Origin of the sequence: Ralstonia sp. 25mfcol4.1 (assembly GCF_900104095.1) — a bacterium.
Classification (GTDB): domain Bacteria; phylum Pseudomonadota; class Gammaproteobacteria; order Burkholderiales; family Burkholderiaceae; genus Cupriavidus.
Genome location: NZ_FNJO01000004.1, coordinates 217,523 through 235,180, shown reverse-complemented (window position 1 = coordinate 235,180; position 17,658 = coordinate 217,523). Strand labels below are relative to the sequence as shown.

The following is a 17,658-nucleotide window of genomic DNA, read 5'->3' as shown; positions in this document are numbered from 1 at the left end:
CGGTGTGATGCGTTGTCGTCGTGGCGCGGGCGTGGCGACAGGGCGGGCCGCCATGGTCGTTATCAGGGTTTATACTGACGTCCACCCCGTCGACCATAGCCGGTCATTCCAGCATTCCCCGCATCATGAACAAGCGTTTCTACCTTTTCTGCGCCGCCACGTGGGCTGCCGCCGCCATCCTGATCATCGGTGACGGCGCCATGTCGACCGACGTCCTGAGCGGCGTGGTGGCGCTTGCCGGCTTCGACCTGTTGCGTCCCTGACCCCGTCCGGCCCCACCTTTGGTGCAGAACGGCCGCCCTTTGCCGATTCGCACGGTGACGTGCGCGCCATACCCCGCCGGTGATGGCGTTTTCGTTGGCTGACGTCTACGCTTGACTATGGTCCGTGCGGAATCTGCCGCACGATATTTCTTTCTCAACAGTCTTGCGCAGGGAGATCCCGATGAAGGCGTTCACGATGGCATTGGCGGTGGCAATTTGCATTCCCGGTATGGCAATGGCGGCGGGCCCGGCCAACCCCGCCGATCGCTACGACTACAACATGCGCACCACCAACAAGGACGGCTACGTGCCCGATCCGGCGCGCGTCACCAACAAGGAAGGCTACGTGCCGGACACGGCCCGTTCGGGCGACAAGTTCGACCCATACACGCAGGGCGCGAACCAGAACACGGCGTCGGCCCTGACCGACAGCAAGACCACCAAGAAGTCGTCGGGCAAATCGACGTCGCACAAGAAGTCGCCGACGGCGCAGCAGTGACATGGTTGCCCACGGCAGCAAGGACAAAGGCCCCGCATCGCGGGGCCTTTGTCTGGGGTGCGCGGTGCGGCTCAACGCTGCGCCGACTGCTCTCCCCTGGCATACACCCGTTCGCCGGCCACCCAGGTTTCCAGCACCTGGATCTTCCAGATGTCGCCGGCTGGCACCTTGAACAGGTCGCGGTCCACCACGATGAAGTCGGCCCACTTGCCGGCTTCGAGCGAGCCGAGCGTCTTTTCCTGGTGCTCGGCGTAGGCGGCGTCCAGCGTGAAGGCGCGGAATGCCTGCGGCAGCGTCATCGCTTCCTCCGGATGCCAGCCCTTGATCGGGCGGCCTTCGTGGTCGGTACGCGTCACGGCGGCGTGCAGGCCGTAGAACGGGTTGGCCGATTCCACCGGGAAGTCGGAGCCGCCAGCGATGACCGTGCCCTGCTTCAGGAAGGTCTGCCAGGCATAGGCACCCTTGATGCGGTCGTGGCCGATGCGGTCTTCGGCCATGTTCATGTCGCTGGTGGCGTGCGTGGGCTGCATCGACGCGATCAGGTCCAGCTTCTTGAAGCGCGGGATGTCCGGCATCGACACCACCTGCGCGTGCTCGATGCGGTTGCGCAGTTCCCGGCCGCCCACTTCCTTGTAGGCCACTTCCATGGCATCCAATACCTGGCGATTGGTCTTGTCGCCGATGGCGTGCACGTTGACCTGGTAGCCGGCCTTGATGGCGGTTTTCACGGCGGCCTGCATTGCGGCGTCGCTCATGAACAGCAGGCCGCTGTGCGCGTGGTCATCGGTGTACGGCTCCATCAGCGCGGCGCCGCGGCTGCCCAGGGCGCCGTCGCCGTAAAGCTTGACGGCGCGCAGGTAGTAGCGGTCGTTGCCGTAGCCGATCACGGGGCCCTTCGCGGACAGCGCCTTGAAGTCGTCGCCCGTGTCGCGAATCATCGCGTAGATGCGCGTGGTCAGCTTGCCCTGGTCGGCGAACTCGCGATAGATGCGGTCGTCGGTCACGGTCACGCCCGCGTCGCCGACGGCGGTCAGGCCCAGCGCGTTCATGTGGGCGATGGCGGCGGCCAGCGCGGCGCGGCGGTCGTCGTCGGTGTACGGCGGGATGATGTCGTTGACCAGCGCCATGGCCTTGTCGACCAGCACGCCGGTCGGGTTGCCGTTGGCATCGCGCTCGATGCGGCCGCCGGCCGGATCCTTGGTGTCGCGCGTGATGCCGGCTGCCTGCAGCGCCTTGGTGTTCAGCCAGGCGGCATGGCCGTCCACGCGCACCAGGCGCGCCGGGCGGTCGGAAACGGCGGCGTCGAGTTCGGCGGCGGTGGGGAAGCGGCCCAGCTTCCAGTTCACCTGGTTCCAGCCATAGCCAAGCAGCCACTTGCGCTGCGGGTCCTTCTGGCCGTAGGCACGGATGATGCCTTGCGCCTCATTCAGGTCCTTCGTGCCCGACAGCGAGATCTCGGTGGTCTTGAAGCCCAGGCGGAACACGTGGCCGTGGGCGTCGATCAGGCCCGGCAGCAGCGTCTTGCCCTGGCCGTCGATACGCTTTGCATCGGGATACTTTGCGCGCAGCGCGGCGGCGTCGCCGGTGGCCAGCACCTTGCCCTGGTCGAACACCAGACCGCTGAACTGCGTGACCTTGTCGTTCTGCAGCGTGTAGCCCTGGACGGATTCGACCAGCGTGGGTGCGGCGTGTGCGTGCAGGGCCGCCATGGCGGCCAGTGCCAGCAGGCTCGTGCGAATGGACTTTTTCAAGATGACTCCTGGTTGTTGTGCCGGGTTTTCTTATGGTGGTGTCAATGACGCCCGGGTGGCGCCTCAGGTGTTGCCCTTATTCACCGGATGCCGGGGCCAGGCCGCGCGCGGAGGCGTCAGTGCCGGGCTCGGGCAGCGGCGGGAATTCCATGTCGGCATAGCGCACGAAGCGCGACTTGCGCGCGATGCGATAGCCAAGCCAGATCAGCAGGAAGATCGGAATGCCGACGTAGGTGGCGGTCACGGCCACCCAGTCGATCTTGCCGTCGGTGAAGGCCTGGTAGTTCTGGCCCAGCGTCACGATCATGCACAGCGCGAACGCGAAGATCGGGCCGTACGGGAAAAACGGCGAGCGGTAGGGCAGTCGGTTCAGGTCCAGCCCCTTGGCGACGAAACCCCTGCGGAAGCGGTAGTGGCTGACGGCGATGCCCAGCCAGGCGATGAAGCCGGTCATGCCCGACAGGTTCAGCAGCCACAGGTAGACCGACTTGCTCTCGAACATCGACGTCAGAAAGCACAGCGCACCGACAGCCGTGGTAGCCAGCAGCGCCATCAGCGGCACCCCGTTACGCGTCAGGCGAGCGAACACGCGCGGCGCGCGGCCTTCGGTGGCCAGGTTGTAGAGCATCCGGGTGGACGCATACATGCCCGAGTTGCCGGCCGACAGCACGGCCGTCAGGATCACCGCGTTCATCACGCCGGCTGCGAAGGCCAGCCCGGCATGGCGGAACACCAGCGTGAACGGGCTGACGCCCACGGTCTCCACGTCGGTCTTGAGCAGGCTTGGGTCGGTGTACGGAATCAGCACGCCGATGATGAAGATGGCCAGCACGTAGAACAGCAGGATGCGCCAGAACACCTGCCGCACGGCGCGCGGGATGTTCCTGGCGGGATCAGCCGATTCGCCCGCGGCCACGCCGATCAGCTCGGTGCCCTGGAACGAGAAGCCGGCAATCATCGCCACGCCGATCAGCGCGGGCAGCCCGCCCACGAACGGGGCGTCGCCGGCGGTCAGGTTGGCAAAGCCGTTCACATGCGCGAAATCGCCGCGCATGATGCCGAAGATCATCAGCGTGCCGATCACGATGAAGGCGATCACGGTCACCACCTTGATCAGCGCGCACCAGTATTCGGCCTCGCCGAAGCCGCGCACCGAGATTGCGTTGAGCGCGAACATCAGGCCCAGGAACAGCGCGCTCCACAGCACGCCCGGCGTGTCGGGGAACCAGTACTGCATGACGAGCTGCGCGGCAGCCAGTTCCACGGCAATGGTCACGGCCCAGTTGTACCAGTAGTTCCAGCCCAGCGCGAAGCCGAAGCCTTCGTCCACGTACCTCGCGCCGTAGGTGGCGAACGACCCCGACACCGGCATGTAGGCGGCAAGCTCGCCCAGGCTGGTCATCAGGAAGTAGACCATCGCGCCGATCAGGATATAGGCCGCCAGCGCCCCGCCGGGGCCTGCCTGCGCGATCGTGGCGCCCGATGCCACGAACAGGCCGGTGCCGATCGACCCGCCGATGGCGATCATGGTGAGATGGCGTGCGCGCAGGGTGCGGCGCAGCCCGGGCGCGTGCGCGCCTTCTTTTGTATTGGATTGAATGGACATATAAGACATGCGTCCGGGCCCTTGTGAGGCCGCGGGCGGAGTTCGCCGGCCAGCAGTCTCCTCGCCACGGGCCGGCATGGTGGGCGGCATCATAAGAGAAAACAGGGGCCGGGAAAAGGCGGGAAATGCCGGACCAGGGCTTCAGCGCAAGCTTTGGTCGATGCGGGCGACGAGGCCATTCATCCAGTTGCGCAACGCCGCGTCGGACATGACCAGCGCCGTACTGCGCCACAGCACGCGATACACATTGTTGCGATTGACCTTGCTCACGTGGGCCGGATCGAGCCACGCATCGTTTTCCACTAGCAGCACCAGCGTTTCCAGGCCGATCAGGATTGGCCACAGGCAGGCCAGCCGCAGCCGGATGGCCGTGCGCGGCAGGGCGAAGGTATAGGCCATCGCCTCGCGGAAGTGGTCGAGCGCAATGCGCACCAGTTCGTGCAGCATGGGCCGGGCGCGCCGCGAATTCGTCGGATCGAGCAGCATCGGCACGGTCAGGCCATGGCGGTCGAGCACTTCGGCGGGCAGGTAGCAGCGGCCGATGCGCAGGTCCTTGCCGACGTCGCGCAGCACGTTCACCATCTGCAGTGCCTTGCCGAAGCGCACTCCGCGAGTCAGCATCGTGTCGAACGGATCCTTCATGGTGCCGGGCAGATGCGCTTCGGTCATGGTGGTCCAGAACTCGCCAACGCAGCCGGCTACCAGGTATGTATAGCGATCCAGGTCGGCCAGCGCCGGCAGGGCCGCGACCTTGCCAGAGCGTTCGTCGGGGAAGGTCTGCAGATCGAACTCCATGCCTTCGGTCAGCGTGGTGACGATGCCCTGCACGGCGGCGCGGTCCGGCGGTGAAAGCTGCGCCAGCACGGCCAGCGCGGGGGCAATCGATTCCAGCAGCACCTTCTCGTCGGATACCGTCTGCTGCCCGGCCACTTCCACGGCCAGCCGCCGCGCCAGCGCGCCGCCATCGTCGGCGCCGTGGATACGCTGTCGCAGCGCCAGCAGCAGGTCGAGCCGCTGCGCGGGGGGGATCAGCGAGGTATCGGCGATGGTGTCTGCGGCGCGCGCCAGCAGATAGGCCAGCCCGACGGGGTCGCGCATGCCCGCGGGCAGCACGCGCAGCGTCAGGTAGAAAGAACGGGAAACACCTTTCAGCAACGGGCCGAGCAGAAAGGCCCGGTTGGGGTTTGGCATGGCGGTTGGCAGACGATGGGACGGCGCATTGTACCCATTGCGCCTGCCGTTGCCTCCGCCAGGCTCCTGCGACGCGCCTGCCGGTCAGTCGTACTGAAGCTTCGGATACCAGTTGCCGCCGCGCCCTTCAGGCGTGGTGTCCAGCAGCGTCCAGAGCGGATCGGGGTCGGGCGCGCCGCGCGGGTCCTGGCCGGGGTCGGCCATCTCGCCGCTCATTTCGACGCTATAGAAATGGCGGATCTTGCCGTCGCGTTTCGTGAAGACCGTATAGGCGGGCATGTCGGCGTCGTCCGCGCTCACGTAGTCGCGCGTGAAGGCGCCATCGGTGTCGGCGTAGACCTTGAGCTGCGTCCAGCCGCGCGCGGCCTTGGCTGCCTTGAGCCGCTCGATCGGCGAGCGCGCCACCATGGCCAGCGCCACGCGTTGTTCAATGTCAGGCACCTTGCCTTCCCACGATGCCATCAGCGACGTGCACATCGGGCAGGGCTTTTCCCGCTGCGGGCCGAACATGTAGCTGTAGACCACCAGCGTGTCCTTGTCGCCGAATAAGTCGGCCAGCGTGACCGGGCCGTTTTCGCCCATAAATTGATAGGTTTGCTTCACTTCGCCGCCCGGGGGCAGTTGGCGCCGCATTTCCGCCACGCGTTCGATGTGCCGACGCAGCTCTATTTCCTCGGCCAGCAGCGCATTGCGGGCCTGGCGGTACGCGGCGTCTTCGTTGGGGAAATGCGCGCGATTGCGTTCGGCCAGTGCCCTGGCCGGTGTCAATGTGGACGATTGCGTCATCGTCTTGCCTCCTGAAGTTCGAATCCGTGGCGTGCGCGCCACGTTGGGGAAGACCCGCGCCTGCCCGGAAAGCCCCGACTGGCGCGGCCATTCGACCAGCATAGGAAAAGAAATGTCCACATACGCACCCCGCCCCATACGCGGTCATTCCCATGTCATGGCGGGTTATGCATAATCTGTAGCATCTGGGCTTCAAGATTTGATCTGATGCGCGTGACGATTCGAACCACGACGATTCCTGGATCCCACAGCCAGGGCCCACTGCATCGGGCGGCGGTCTACCTCAATACCGAGGAAGATGCTTCGCCGCTGATGGTCAGTGCATGGAGTCAGCGTGAACCCGATGCTTTTCTTGCCGCTCAACGCTGGGCGCGCAATCATCACTACATGGTTTCGAATCCCCGCAACGGCACGTACTACGGCGGTCGCACCGCGCGCTGAAGTCCAGCGTCGGCGCACCGCCTTGAAACATTGGCTGCTGTGTGGTGCGGCACTGGTTGTGGCGGGGCCCCCGTGTGCCGACGACGGTCTGCTGGAACGCATCGTCGGCGGTTTCTCGCACGAGCCGCTCCGGAAGAACGCGGCATCTTCGTGACCCGCGTGAGGCGCGCCGCAGTTGCTGCGGGGGCTGTCGTGATCGATCCGGCAGCCGGGCAATTACTCCGAGGATTTCACCAGGCGGAACCTTGCCGTGCGGCTGCGCGGTGATCGACCGCTTTTATGCGTTTTCCGTGCCGGCGCGCGGGTGGGGCGGTTCCGGCCGCGTAGAATGGTCGCGAAAAACAGGCCGCGAGCCACATCCACGACGCGCATCAATGAATACCCCGGCAACAGAACCGGCAGCAGACCGGCGTCCCCAGACTTCCTCCGATATTGACAACAGCACCGCCGCACGCGGCATTGCGTTGCTCACCTTCGCGTTCATCCTGAGCCAGTTCTATCGCAGTTGCCTGGCGGTCATCGCGCCGGAGCTGCAGCATGATTTCGGCCTGTCGCCGGCGGGCTTCGGTGCACTGTCGTCGTGCTTCTTCCTGTCGTTTGCGGTGGCGCAGATTCCGGTTGGCATTGCCTTCGACCGCTATGGCGTCGGGCGTCCCACCGCGTGGCTGCTTGGCGTTGGCGCGGCATCCGCCGTGGGTTTCGTGCTGGCGCCCAGCGGAACGCTGGCCATGCTGGCGCAGGCGGGCCTGGGGCTGGCCTGTGCGCCGGTGTTCATGGGGCTGCTGCACTATGCGTCGGAGCAGCTTTCCGAACGGGAATACATGCGTGTGGTCAGTCGCTCGAACGCCATGGGCATGATCGGCGCGCTGTGCGCCACGGCCCCGCTGGGCTGGTTCTCGCAGCATTTCGGCTGGCGCCCCGCGCTGGCGATTTCGGCGCTGGGCATGGTGGGCGCCTGCTATGGCGTATGGCGCTACGTGCGTGACAGCGGCCATGCGCAGGCGCGCCAGGCACCGATGGGTGCGATGCTGGCCGAAAGCGTGAAGCTTCTCGGCATGTGGCCGCTATGGACGCTGATTCCGGTGTGCGTGGCCATGGCGGCCGGCACGGGTTTCCGCAACGCCTGGAGCGGGCCGTACCTGGCCGATGTATTTGGCCTGCAGGCTGGCACGCGCGGCGTGGCGCTGACGCTGTTGAGTCTGGCGGGTTTTGCCACGGCGTTCCTGCTGCCGGTGCTGGTGCGGCGTAGCACGCTCAAGCGGACCATCGGCGGCTGGGCCTGCCTGTCGATGGTGGGTGGCATCGTGCTGACGATCTGGCCCGATACCGGCGTGGCGTCTGGCGTAGGACTGATGGCGCTGCTCTCAACCATTGGCATGCTGCATCCGCTGGTGATGGCGCAGGGCCGCGCGCTGATTCCGCCGGCCAAGCGCGGTCGTGGGCTGGGCCTGCTCAACACGTTCGTGTTCCTGGGTTCGGCGCTGACATCGTGGGGTTTTGGGTTGATCGCCAATGTAGGCCATCTGCGCGACTGGCCTGTGGCCAGCACGTACTCGGCGATTTTCTTTTCGGCCGTGGCCGTCGTGGCGCTGTCGCTGGTGCCGTACTGGTTCAGCCCGACGTCGCCCGTTCCGCACCAGAAATAGGCGCCAACATTACAGTTGGCTTTCAACGCGAATTTGCGTCCGCAATTCGCGTTTTCCCTGATTTTTCACTCAAGTTTGCCTTCGCCAGACCGTTAGGTCTTCCAATGTCTGTCCGTGCGTACATTCAGGTGTACGGCTGACGCAGGAGGAGCGGCCGGGGGGCAACACGCGACTCGGCCTGCCACTAACCAATGGATCAGGTACAAGCAATGAAAAATCTTGGTATTGGTGTACGCCTAGGCATCGGCTTTGGCGTGGTGTTGGTGTTGTCTACGCTCATGACCGTGCTCGGCGTCGTGCGCCTGCAGGAGGTGGCGGGCCGTACGCACGCGATGATGCAGGAGCCGTTGGCCAAGGAGCGTCTGGTCAGCGATTGGTATCGACTGATGTATGCGAGCGTGCGCCGTACCACGGCCGTGGCACGCAGTAGCGATCCGTCGCTGGGTGCGTTCTTCGCGGCCGAGACCGCCTATTCGGTCAAGGCGATTGCCGAGCTGCGCGACAAGATCGAGCCGCGCCTGTCCACGGACGAGGAAAAGGCATCGTTCAAGAAGATCCAGGTGGTGCGCAACCCGTACAACGATTCGCGCGACAAGATCACCAAGCTCAAGGCCGAAGGCCTGACCGATGACGCCAACAAGGTGCTGGAGTCGGAATTCGTGCCGGCCGGCGATGCTTATCTGGCCGAGATCCAGAAGCTGCTCGATATCCAGCGTGCGTCGATCGATGCCACGGCGGAGCAGATCAACGGCATTTACGAAAGCGCCCGCAATGGCCTGATCACGCTGGGTGTGATCGCGCTGGCCATCGGCGTGGCCTTTGCCTGGTGGCTGACCATCGGCATTACGCGTCCGCTGCATCGCGCCGTGGGCTTCGCCCGCACCGTGGCGTCGGGCGACCTGACCAGCCGCATCGAGGTGGACAGCACCGACGAGACCGGCCAGTTGCTGGACGCGCTGCGCGAGATGAACGACAACATCCTTGGCATCGTCAAGGAAGTGCGCGTCGGCACCGATGCCATCGCCACGGGCACCAGCCAGATTGCCGCGGGCAACACCGATCTGTCCCAGCGTACCGAGGAACAGGCTTCGTCGCTGCAGGAAACGGCGTCGAGCATGGAAGAGCTGACCAGCATCGTCCGTCAGAACGCCGACAGCGCCAAGCAGGCCAGCGCGCTGGCGGTGAATGCGTCCGAGGTGGCCACGCAGGGTGGCGATGTGGTGGGCCAGGTCGTGCACACGATGGACGAGATCAATTCGTCGTCGCGCAAGGTCGTGGACATCATTTCGGTGATCGAAGGCATTGCGTTCCAGACCAACATCCTGGCGCTGAACGCTGCGGTGGAAGCCGCCCGTGCCGGCGAGCAGGGCCGCGGCTTTGCCGTAGTGGCCGGCGAGGTGCGCAGCCTGGCGCAGCGCAGCGCCACGGCCGCCAAGGAAATCAAGTCGCTGATTGGCGATTCGGCAGACCGCGTCGAGCGCGGATCGCAGCTGGTTGCGCAGGCTGGTCAGACCATGGAAGAGATCGTCAGCGCCGTGAAGCGCGTGACCGACATCATGGGCGAAATCAGCGCGGCGTCGGCCGAGCAGAGCGCGGGCATCGAGCAGGTGAACCAGGCCGTCACGCAGATGGACACCGTGACCCAGCAGAACGCCGCGCTGGTGGAACAGGCTGCGGCAGCCGCCGGCTCGCTCGAAGAGCAGGCCCAGCGGCTCAAGGAAGCCGTGGCGACCTTCCGCCTGGCTGCCTGAAGCTGAAGGCCCGAAGCGTGGCCTGACGCCCGCTTCAGGCCTGCCAGCCGTTACTTCGTCCTGGGCGGCACGATCGTGCCGCCCGACTGCGCCGCCTCGCGGGCGTGCTCCATCTGGGGCATCATGTTGCTGTTCAGGTGGAACATGACCCACAGCGAGCCTGACAGCGTGATCACCACCAGCGTCAGCGTGAACATCAGCGACAGCATGTTCCAGCCGCCCTCCGACTTCGCGTTCATGTGCAGGAAGTAGATCATGTGGACGACGATCTGCACCGCGCCGATCAGCAGGATCACGACGGCCGTGGTCGACGACTTGTCGAACACCTTGCCCATCACCAGCCAGAATGGCACCGCCGTCAGGAACACCGACAGCACGAACCCCGTCAGGTAGCCGCCCAGCGTGGCGTGAGGCCCGATGTCTTCTTCGTGATGGCCGTGGTCGTGGCCATGGCCATGGCCGTTCATCGCGTGGTCTTGCGCGCTCATGGCAGCGTTCCCATCAGGTAGACAAAGGTAAAGACGCCGATCCAGACGACGTCCAGAAAGTGCCAGAACATCGACAAGCACATCAGGCGCCGCTTGTTGGCCGTGATCAGGCCATGGCGGCCCACCTGCAGCATCAGCACGATCAGCCACACCATGCCGAACGTCACGTGCAGCCCGTGCGTGCCGACCAGCGAGAAGAACGACGTCAGGAACGCGCTGCGCGTGGGGCCGGCGCCCTCGTGGATCAGGTGCGCGAACTCGTACAGTTCGACGAACAGGAACGCCGCGCCGAAAACGCCGGTGATCGCCAGCCAGATCTGCGTGCCGGCCACCCGGTTCTGCTGCATCTGCAGCATCGCAAAACCGTACGTGATCGACGACAGCAGCAGGAACGACGTGTTCAGCGCCACCAGCGGCAGCTCGAACAGCTCGGCGCCGGTGGGCCCGCCCGCGTACTCGCGGCCCAGCACGCCGTAGGCGGCGAACAGGCAGGCGAAGATCAGGCAGTCGCTCATCAGATAGAGCCAGAACCCCAGCAGCGTGCCGTTTTGCGGGTGGTGTTCCTCGGTCAGATAGAACTGGTAGCCGCCCGGCGGTACGTCGTCCGCCGCCGAGGTGCTGTGCGCGTGGAGGGGAAGGGTCGTATCAGCCATGGCCAGCCATCAGTTGGGTGCGCGCCGCTTCGGTCCGGACCACGTCCTCGGTCGGGATGTAGTAGTCGCGCTTGTAGTTGAAGGTATGGATGATTGCCGCGATGATCGTGGCCGCGAACGACACGGCCGCCAGCCACCAGATGTGCCAGATCAGCGCAAAGCCCATCAGCGTGCACAGGCCCGCCAGCACGATGCCGGCCGCGGTGTTCTTCGGCATGTGGATCGGGATGAAGCCCTCCATCGGCCGCTTGTAGCCGTACTGCTTCATCTGCCACCAGGCGTCGGTGTCATGCACCACCGGCGTGAACGCGAAGTTGTACTGCGGCGGCGGCGACGATGTGGACCATTCCAGCGTGCGGCCGTCCCAGGGGTCGCCGGTGGTGTCGCGCAGTTCCTCGCGGCGCATGAAGCTGACCACCAGCTGAATGATGAAGCAGGCAATGCCGCAGGCGATCAGGAACGCGCCGAACGCGGCAATCAGGAACCAGATCTGCAGCGACGGATCCTCGAAATGGTTCACCCGGCGCGTCACGCCGAGCAGGCCCAGCCAGTACAGCGGCATGAACGCGAAGTAGAAGCCGGTGAGCCAGAACCAGAACGATGCCTTGCCCCACGACGCCACCAGCCGGTAGCCGAACGCCTTCGGGAACCAGTAGTAGATGCCGGCCATCAGCCCGAACAGCACGCCGCCGATGATCACGTTGTGGAAGTGGGCGATCAGGAACAGGCTGTTGTGCAGCACGAAGTCGGCCGGCGGCACCGCCAGCAGCACGCCCGTCATGCCGCCGATCACGAATGTCACCATGAAGCCCACCGTCCAAAGCATCGGCGCCTCGAACTTGATCTTGCCGTGGTACATCGTGAACAGCCAGTTGAAGATCTTCGCCCCGGTCGGGATCGAGATGATCATCGTCGTGATCCCGAAGAACGAGTTCACGCTGGCGCCCGAGCCCATCGTGAAGAAGTGGTGCAGCCACACCAGGTACGACAGCACGGTAATCACCACGGTGGCGTACACCATCGACGCGTAGCCGAACAGGCGCTTGCGGGCGAACGTGGCTGTGACCTCCGAATAGATGCCGAACACCGGCAGCACCAGGATGTAGACCTCGGGGTGGCCCCAGATCCAGATCAGGTTCACGTACAGCATGGCGCTGCCGCCCTGGTCCGCGGTGAAGAAGTTGGTGCCGACGTAGCGGTCCATCGACAGCAGCGCCAGGGCGGCGGTCAGCACCGGGAACGCGGCGATGATCAGCACGTTGGTGCACAGCGACGTCCAGGTGAAGATCGGCATGCGCATCAGCGTCATGCCCGGCGCGCGCATCTTGACGATGGTGACGAGCAGGTTGATCCCCGATAACAATGTCCCGACCCCCGCCACCTGCAACGCCCATATGTAGTAGTCGACGCCCACGTCCGGACTGTGCAGGATGCCGGACAGCGGCGGATATGCGAGCCAGCCCGTGCGCGCGAACTCGCCGACGAACAGCGACATCATCACGAGGATGGCGCCGCCGGTGGTCATCCAGAAGCTGAAGTTGTTCAGGAACGGAAAGGCCACGTCGCGCGCGCCGATCTGCAGCGGCACCACGAAGTTCATCAGCCCCGTGACCAGCGGCATGGCCACGAAGAAGATCATGATCACGCCGTGTGCCGTGAAGATCTGGTCATAGTGGTGCGGTGGCAGGTAGCCGAGGTTGTCGCCGAACGCCACGGCCTGCTGCAATCGCATCATCACCGCATCGGCAAAGCCGCGCAGCAGCATCACGATGCCCAGCACGATGTACATGATGCCGATTTTCTTGTGGTCGATGCTGGTGAACCATTCGTGCCAGAGGTAGCCCCACACGCGGTAGTAGGTCAGCAGTGCCATCAGGGCGATGCCGCCCAGGACGACGACGGCAAAGGTGCCGATGAGGATGGGCTCGTGCAGCGGGATGGATTCCCACGACAGGCGGCCAAAGATCATGTTGGCGAGTTCTGAACGCTCGGGCATGGTTGTCACCTGGGCCTGTATTGACCAATGCTGGCCAATGATGATTGGCGAAATCTGATTCGTGAAGGGGTGGAACCGGGTTGCGCCTCAGCGCAACACCTGCCTGCCGTCATTGAGCGCGGCATCTGGCGCGAACACCGGCGCCACGTCCGGTGTGTTGCTCGCGGTGCAGATTTCCGCGGTCGGATCGAACCTGGCACGGGTGCGGTTCTGGTTCTGTGCCATGGTGTCCGCCATGCATGTCCCACCCTCCACGCAGCGGTTCAGGATCAGCTTGTAGAGGTTGGGCTCGACGCTGGCATAGCGTTGCACCGGGTCGCTCTCGCTGGGCTTGGCCAGCTTCAGGTAGGTATCCTTCGACAGCGGTGTGCCCGACGATTTCGCCTGCTGCACCCAGCGGTCGAAATCCTCGTTTGACACGCCGTGGAACTTGAAACGCATGTGCGAGAAGCCCGCGCCGCTGTAGTTGGCCGACATGCCTTCGTAGACGCCGGGCTTGTTGATCACGGCATGCAGCTGGGTCTGCATGCCCGGCATCGCGTAGACCATGCCGGCCAGCGATGGCACGAAGAACGTGTTCATGACCGACGTGGCGGTAATCCGGAACGCAATGGGCCGGTCAACCGGCGCGGCCAGTTCGTTGACCGTGGCAATGCCTTGCTCGGGATACAGGAACAGCCATTTCCAGTCCATCGCCACCACTTCCACGGTGAGCGGCTTCACGTCGGCCGCCACCGGGCGGTGTTCGTCGATGCGGGTCAGGGGGCGGTAGGGATCGAGCTGGTGGGTGCTGACCCAGGTGACTGCGCCCAGCGCGATGATGATCAGCAGCGGCGCGGCCCAGATGGCCAGTTCCAGCACGGTGGAATGGTCCCACTCGGGATTGTAGGGCGCGTCCTTGGCGCTTTCGCGATAGCGCCACGCGAACAGCAATGTCAGGCATATCACCGGCACGATGATCAACAGCATCAGGCAGGTGGCGATGATGATCAGGTCGCGCTGCCGCACCGCCATGTCGCCGGAAGGCGACAACAGCACGGCGTTGCTACATCCCGCAAGGCCCAGCAGCATGGCGATTGCGGCACTTCGCAAAAGCATCTTTCCCGTCACACGAAACGTCGGCACTGCAGCTTCGAAGCGTGGCATGGTGTTGGAAGTGGCGTTTGATTAACGTCGACGGCTGACAGACGCCGTAATCTTTCGATTTCCAATGGCAGTTTAGGCGCTATTCTTGTTACTGCGGGACTTTAAGTGCAGTACGACATTCCTTCCGCACTCGATGGAGACTCCACGATGGCCAGTCTGTCCCACCAGCACCGCGCGTCGCCGACTGCACCTCCGGCGCCCGGCCACCATGACGTGGCACCTGCCGAAATCGCCACAGGCGTGGTGATTGGCCGGGCTTCCGAGTACTTCGACTTCTTCACCTACGGCATCGCGTCGGTCCTGGTTTTTCCCACGGTCTACTTTCCGTTCGCCAGCGAACTGGCCGGGCTGCTCTACAGCTTCGCCATTTTCTCGTTCGCGTTTATCGGACGCCCGTTTGGAACGGCGCTGTTCATGCGCGTGCAGCGGCGCTGGGGGCGTGGCGTCAAGCTGACGGCGTCGCTGTTCCTGCTGGGCACCGCCACGGTGGGCATCGCCTTCCTGCCTGCGTACGCATCGATTGGCAGTACGGCCATTTATCTGCTGGCGCTGTTCCGCTTCCTGCAGGGCATTGCGTTCGGCGGTTCGTGGGACGGGCTGCCCTCGCTGCTGGCGCTCAACGCCCCCGAGAACAAGCGGGGCTGGTATGCGATGGTGGGCCAACTCGGCGCGCCGACCGGGTTCCTGGTGGCGGGCGCGCTGTTCCTGTTCCTGTACGTCAGCCTGACCCCGCCGGAGTTCATCGACTGGGGCTGGCGCTATCCGTTCTACGTGGCCTTCGCCATCAACGTGGTGGCGCTGTTCGCGCGGCTGCGGCTGGTGGTCACGCACGAGTACACGCGGCTGCTGGAGGAAGACGAACTGGAGCCCATCAGCACGCTGCAGATGGTGAACGCGCAGGGCTTCAACATCTTCCTCGGCGCGTTTGCGTCGCTGGCCAGCTATGCACTGTTCCACCTGGTCACGGTGTTTCCGCTGTCCTGGGTCAGCCTGCACAAGACGCAGGCGATCAGCGACGTGCTGGCGATCCAGATCGTTGGCGCCGGCATTGCCTTCATCGGCACGCTGATCTCGGGCTGGCTGGCCGACCGCATCGGCCGGCGCACCACGCTGGCGACGATGGCGGTGCTGATCGGCATTTTCAGTCTGGCGGCGCCATGGCTGCTGGATGGCGGCGCATCGGGCCAGGACACCTTCATTCTGGTCGGATTCGGCCTGCTCGGCCTGTCGTATGGGCAGGCAGCCGGTGTGGTCACGTCGAACTTCGACACCAAGTTCCGCTATACCGGGGCTGCGCTGACCACAGACTTCGGCTGGCTGTTCGGCGCCGCCTTTGCACCATTGGTGGCGCTGGGGCTGTCGTCGCTGTTTGGCCTGGTGGCCGTGACGCTGTACCTGCTGTCAGGGGTGGTGGCTACGCTGATCGCGCTGCGCATCAATCGCGCGCTGGGGACGCCCGACGACGCTTGAATTCGCTTAACGCAAAATCGACGAAGGCGCGTGCCGCGGCTGTGCGGTACGCGCCTTTTCTTTGCAGCAGCGCCGCGTGTCGTGGCGGCAGCGGACGTTCCAGCTTCAGGATGCGCAGGTCCGCCTGGCCTGCGGCAATGGCGGCCGGCAGCACCGTGGCGTGGCGGCCGCTGCGTACCGCATCCAGCACGGCGCTCACCGAGTTGGCTTCGAACGTGATGCGCGGCTCGATACCCAGGCCGCCAAAGTAGCGCGCGATATAGCCGCGCGTGGCAAATTCCCGCGTCAGCATGGCCATTGATTCGCCCGCCAGCGCCTCCGCGTCCAGGGCGGTACGGCGCCGCGCCAGCGGATGCGACGCGCCCACCATGTAGGCGAGTGGCTCCTCGATCAGCGGCGTGGCTTCCAGATCCGGCAGGTGGATGTCGTCGAAGGCGATGCCGATGTCGATGTCGTCATCGGCCAGCAGCGGCTCCACGCGTTCCTGCGGCATTTCACGCAGGCTGAGCGTGATGTTTGGATACTTTCCATTGAACGCCACGATCAGCGGCACCACCAGGTAGGGCGTGAACGTCGGCGTCATGGCCAGGCGCAGGTTGCCGCGCGTGAGCTCGCCCACGTCGTGGATGGCGCGCTGCCCGGCTTCCAGATCCTGCAGCGCACGCCGTGCGTGCACGTAGTAGGCATGCCCCGCGTCGGTCAGCCGTACGGCGCGGCCGCTGCGGTCGAACAGCGGCGCGCCCAGCGTGTCTTCGAGCTGGCGGATCTGTTGCGAGAGCGTGGGCTGCGAGACATGCAGCGTCTCGGCGGCGCGCGTGAAGTTGCCGGCGTCGGCAACGGCCAGGAAGTAGCGAACGTGGCGCAGCAGCATGGGGAAGTTTAACTATTGGTGTTTCCAATGGTAGGCATAATAATCCCGTCTTTGACCAATGGCACGACATTCGACATGCTAGCGGGTTGAAATGGGGGGATTATCGTGAAAGACCTGATTCAAGGCATTCTCAAATTCCAGCGCGAAGAGTTTCCGAAGCTCTCCGCGCTGTTCCAGGAACTGGCCACGCAACAGAGTCCCAGTACGCTGTTCATTGCCTGCTCCGACAGCCGCGTGGAGCCGGCGCTGCTGACCCAGAGCGAGCCCGGCAAGCTGTTCGTGATCCGCAACGCCGGCAACATCGTGCCGGCCTACGCGGTGCAGCCCGGCGGCGTATCGGCCAGCGTGGAATACGCGGTGGCGGGCCTCAAGGTGCGCGATATCGTGATCTGCGGCCATTCGAACTGCGGCGCGATGACGGCGGTGGCCATGTGCCAGTGCCTGGACCATATGCCGTCCGTGGCCGAATGGCTCGAACATGCCAGTGGCGCCCGCAAGATCAGCCTGGCACGGCCGCATGCGTCGGATCAGGAGCGTGTGGCCGATATGGTGCGCCAGAACGTGATCGAGCAACTGGCCCACCTGCGCACCCACCCATGCGTGGCCCAGGCGATGGCCGAAGGGCGCATCGCGCTGCACGGCTGGTACTACGACATTGGCACCGGCGCAATCGATGCGCTGGACGGCAAGTCTGGCCGTTTCGTGCCGCTGGCCGAGCATCCGGACGTCAACGCGACGGAGATCGCAGCGTGAAGGTGAAGCGCATCGTCGCCAATGTCGAGGCCGCCGACCCGGCCACCGCGCGCCGCTTCTACCACGACATCTTCGGGCTGGACCTGCTGATGGACCATGGCTGGATCGCCACCTACGGGTCCGATGCCACGCAGACCGTGCAGGTCAGCTTTCTGTCCGAAGGCGGCTCCGGTACGCCGGTGCCGGACCTGTCGATCGAAGTGGATGACCTCGACGCCGCGCTGGCCCGCGTGCAGGCGGCCGGTCTGCCGATTGCCTACGGCCCGGCCGACGAACCCTGGGGCGTGCGGCGCTTCTTCGTGCGCGATCCGTTCGGCAGGCTGGTCAACGTGCTGGTCCATGCCTGA

At 64.8% G+C, this 17,658-nt stretch carries 17 protein-coding genes; 8 read left to right on the top strand and 9 right to left on the bottom strand.

The window, feature by feature from the left end:
- Positions 1-125 precede the first annotated feature (125 nt).
- Both BLQ58_RS29080 and BLQ58_RS09555 read left to right on the top strand, forming a co-directional pair.
- Positions 126-263 (top strand): hypothetical protein, encoded by a 138-nt coding sequence (locus tag BLQ58_RS29080; RefSeq protein ID WP_092597025.1) that lies wholly within the window; start codon positions 126-128, stop codon positions 261-263.
- A 181-nt stretch (positions 264-444) separates the two neighbouring features.
- Positions 445-762, top strand: coding sequence for a hypothetical protein (locus BLQ58_RS09555; RefSeq protein WP_092597022.1), 318 nt, complete (start codon positions 445-447; stop codon positions 760-762).
- Positions 763-833: 71 nt separating this feature from the next.
- Here BLQ58_RS09555 and BLQ58_RS09550 read toward each other — a convergent pair whose 3' ends face one another.
- The 4 genes from BLQ58_RS09550 to BLQ58_RS09535 form a co-directional block, all read right to left on the bottom strand.
- Positions 834-2,513 (bottom strand): amidohydrolase, encoded by a 1,680-nt coding sequence (locus BLQ58_RS09550; RefSeq protein WP_092597019.1) that lies wholly within the window; start codon positions 2,511-2,513, stop codon positions 834-836.
- 76 nt (positions 2,514-2,589) lie between these two features.
- Positions 2,590-4,119, bottom strand: a complete 1,530-nt coding sequence (locus BLQ58_RS09545; RefSeq protein ID WP_092597373.1) for an amino acid permease — start codon at positions 4,117-4,119, stop codon at positions 2,590-2,592.
- 141 nt (positions 4,120-4,260) lie between these two features.
- On the bottom strand, positions 4,261-5,310 hold the full coding sequence (locus tag BLQ58_RS09540; RefSeq protein ID WP_092597016.1) for a phytoene/squalene synthase family protein: 1,050 nt from the start codon (positions 5,308-5,310) through the stop codon (positions 4,261-4,263).
- Positions 5,311-5,394: 84 nt separating this feature from the next.
- Positions 5,395-6,096 carry a DUF899 family protein gene (locus BLQ58_RS09535; RefSeq protein WP_092597013.1) on the bottom strand — a complete coding sequence of 234 codons (702 nt, stop codon included), beginning with the start codon at positions 6,094-6,096 and terminating at the stop codon, positions 5,395-5,397.
- Between the two features lie 207 nt (positions 6,097-6,303).
- Between BLQ58_RS09535 and BLQ58_RS09530 the strand changes: the two genes are divergently transcribed.
- The 3 genes from BLQ58_RS09530 to BLQ58_RS09520 all read left to right on the top strand — a co-directional run bounded on the left by BLQ58_RS09530 (position 6,304) and on the right by BLQ58_RS09520 (position 9,934).
- Entirely contained in the window at positions 6,304-6,537 is a 234-nt protein-coding gene (locus BLQ58_RS09530; protein ID WP_082926616.1) for a CDP-diacylglycerol pyrophosphatase, read from the top strand.
- Between the two features lie 374 nt (positions 6,538-6,911).
- On the top strand, positions 6,912-8,183 hold the full coding sequence (locus tag BLQ58_RS09525; protein WP_092597010.1) for an MFS transporter: 1,272 nt from the start codon (positions 6,912-6,914) through the stop codon (positions 8,181-8,183).
- 209 nt (positions 8,184-8,392) lie between these two features.
- Positions 8,393-9,934, top strand: a complete 1,542-nt coding sequence (locus tag BLQ58_RS09520; protein WP_092597007.1) for a methyl-accepting chemotaxis protein — start codon at positions 8,393-8,395, stop codon at positions 9,932-9,934.
- 50 nt (positions 9,935-9,984) lie between these two features.
- On the opposite strand, the gene cyoD is transcribed toward BLQ58_RS09520, so the two are convergent.
- From cyoD to cyoA, 4 genes are all read right to left on the bottom strand, one after another.
- Complete coding sequence (gene cyoD / locus BLQ58_RS09515; RefSeq protein ID WP_092597004.1) at positions 9,985-10,422, bottom strand: cytochrome o ubiquinol oxidase subunit IV; 438 nt, start codon at positions 10,420-10,422, stop codon at positions 9,985-9,987.
- Positions 10,419-11,075 (bottom strand): cytochrome o ubiquinol oxidase subunit III, encoded by a 657-nt coding sequence (cyoC, locus tag BLQ58_RS09510; RefSeq protein WP_092597001.1) that lies wholly within the window; start codon positions 11,073-11,075, stop codon positions 10,419-10,421. Before cyoC ends, cyoD begins: the two co-directional genes overlap by 4 nt.
- A complete protein-coding gene (cyoB, locus tag BLQ58_RS09505) occupies positions 11,068-13,071 on the bottom strand; it encodes a cytochrome o ubiquinol oxidase subunit I (RefSeq protein WP_092596999.1) in 2,004 nt (667 codons plus the stop codon). The genes cyoC and cyoB overlap by 8 nt, the downstream gene beginning before the upstream one ends.
- Positions 13,072-13,158: 87 nt before the next feature.
- Positions 13,159-14,217, bottom strand: a complete 1,059-nt coding sequence (gene cyoA / locus BLQ58_RS09500; RefSeq protein ID WP_092596996.1) for a ubiquinol oxidase subunit II — start codon at positions 14,215-14,217, stop codon at positions 13,159-13,161.
- 147 nt (positions 14,218-14,364) lie between these two features.
- Here cyoA and BLQ58_RS09495 point away from each other — a divergent pair, with 147 nt between their 5' ends.
- Complete coding sequence (locus BLQ58_RS09495) at positions 14,365-15,687, top strand: MFS transporter (protein ID WP_092596993.1); 1,323 nt, start codon at positions 14,365-14,367, stop codon at positions 15,685-15,687.
- Here the strand turns inward: BLQ58_RS09495 and cynR are convergent.
- Positions 15,653-16,558, bottom strand: coding sequence for a transcriptional regulator CynR (gene cynR, locus BLQ58_RS09490; protein ID WP_092596990.1), 906 nt, complete (start codon positions 16,556-16,558; stop codon positions 15,653-15,655). The genes BLQ58_RS09495 and cynR overlap by 35 nt on opposite strands.
- A 105-nt stretch (positions 16,559-16,663) precedes the next feature.
- Here cynR and BLQ58_RS09485 point away from each other — a divergent pair, with 105 nt between their 5' ends.
- Both BLQ58_RS09485 and BLQ58_RS09480 read left to right on the top strand, forming a co-directional pair.
- On the top strand, positions 16,664-17,311 hold the full coding sequence (locus BLQ58_RS09485; RefSeq protein ID WP_092596986.1) for a carbonic anhydrase: 648 nt from the start codon (positions 16,664-16,666) through the stop codon (positions 17,309-17,311).
- Positions 17,308-17,658 (top strand): VOC family protein, encoded by a 351-nt coding sequence (locus BLQ58_RS09480; protein ID WP_092596975.1) that lies wholly within the window; start codon positions 17,308-17,310, stop codon positions 17,656-17,658. The genes BLQ58_RS09485 and BLQ58_RS09480 overlap by 4 nt, the downstream gene beginning before the upstream one ends.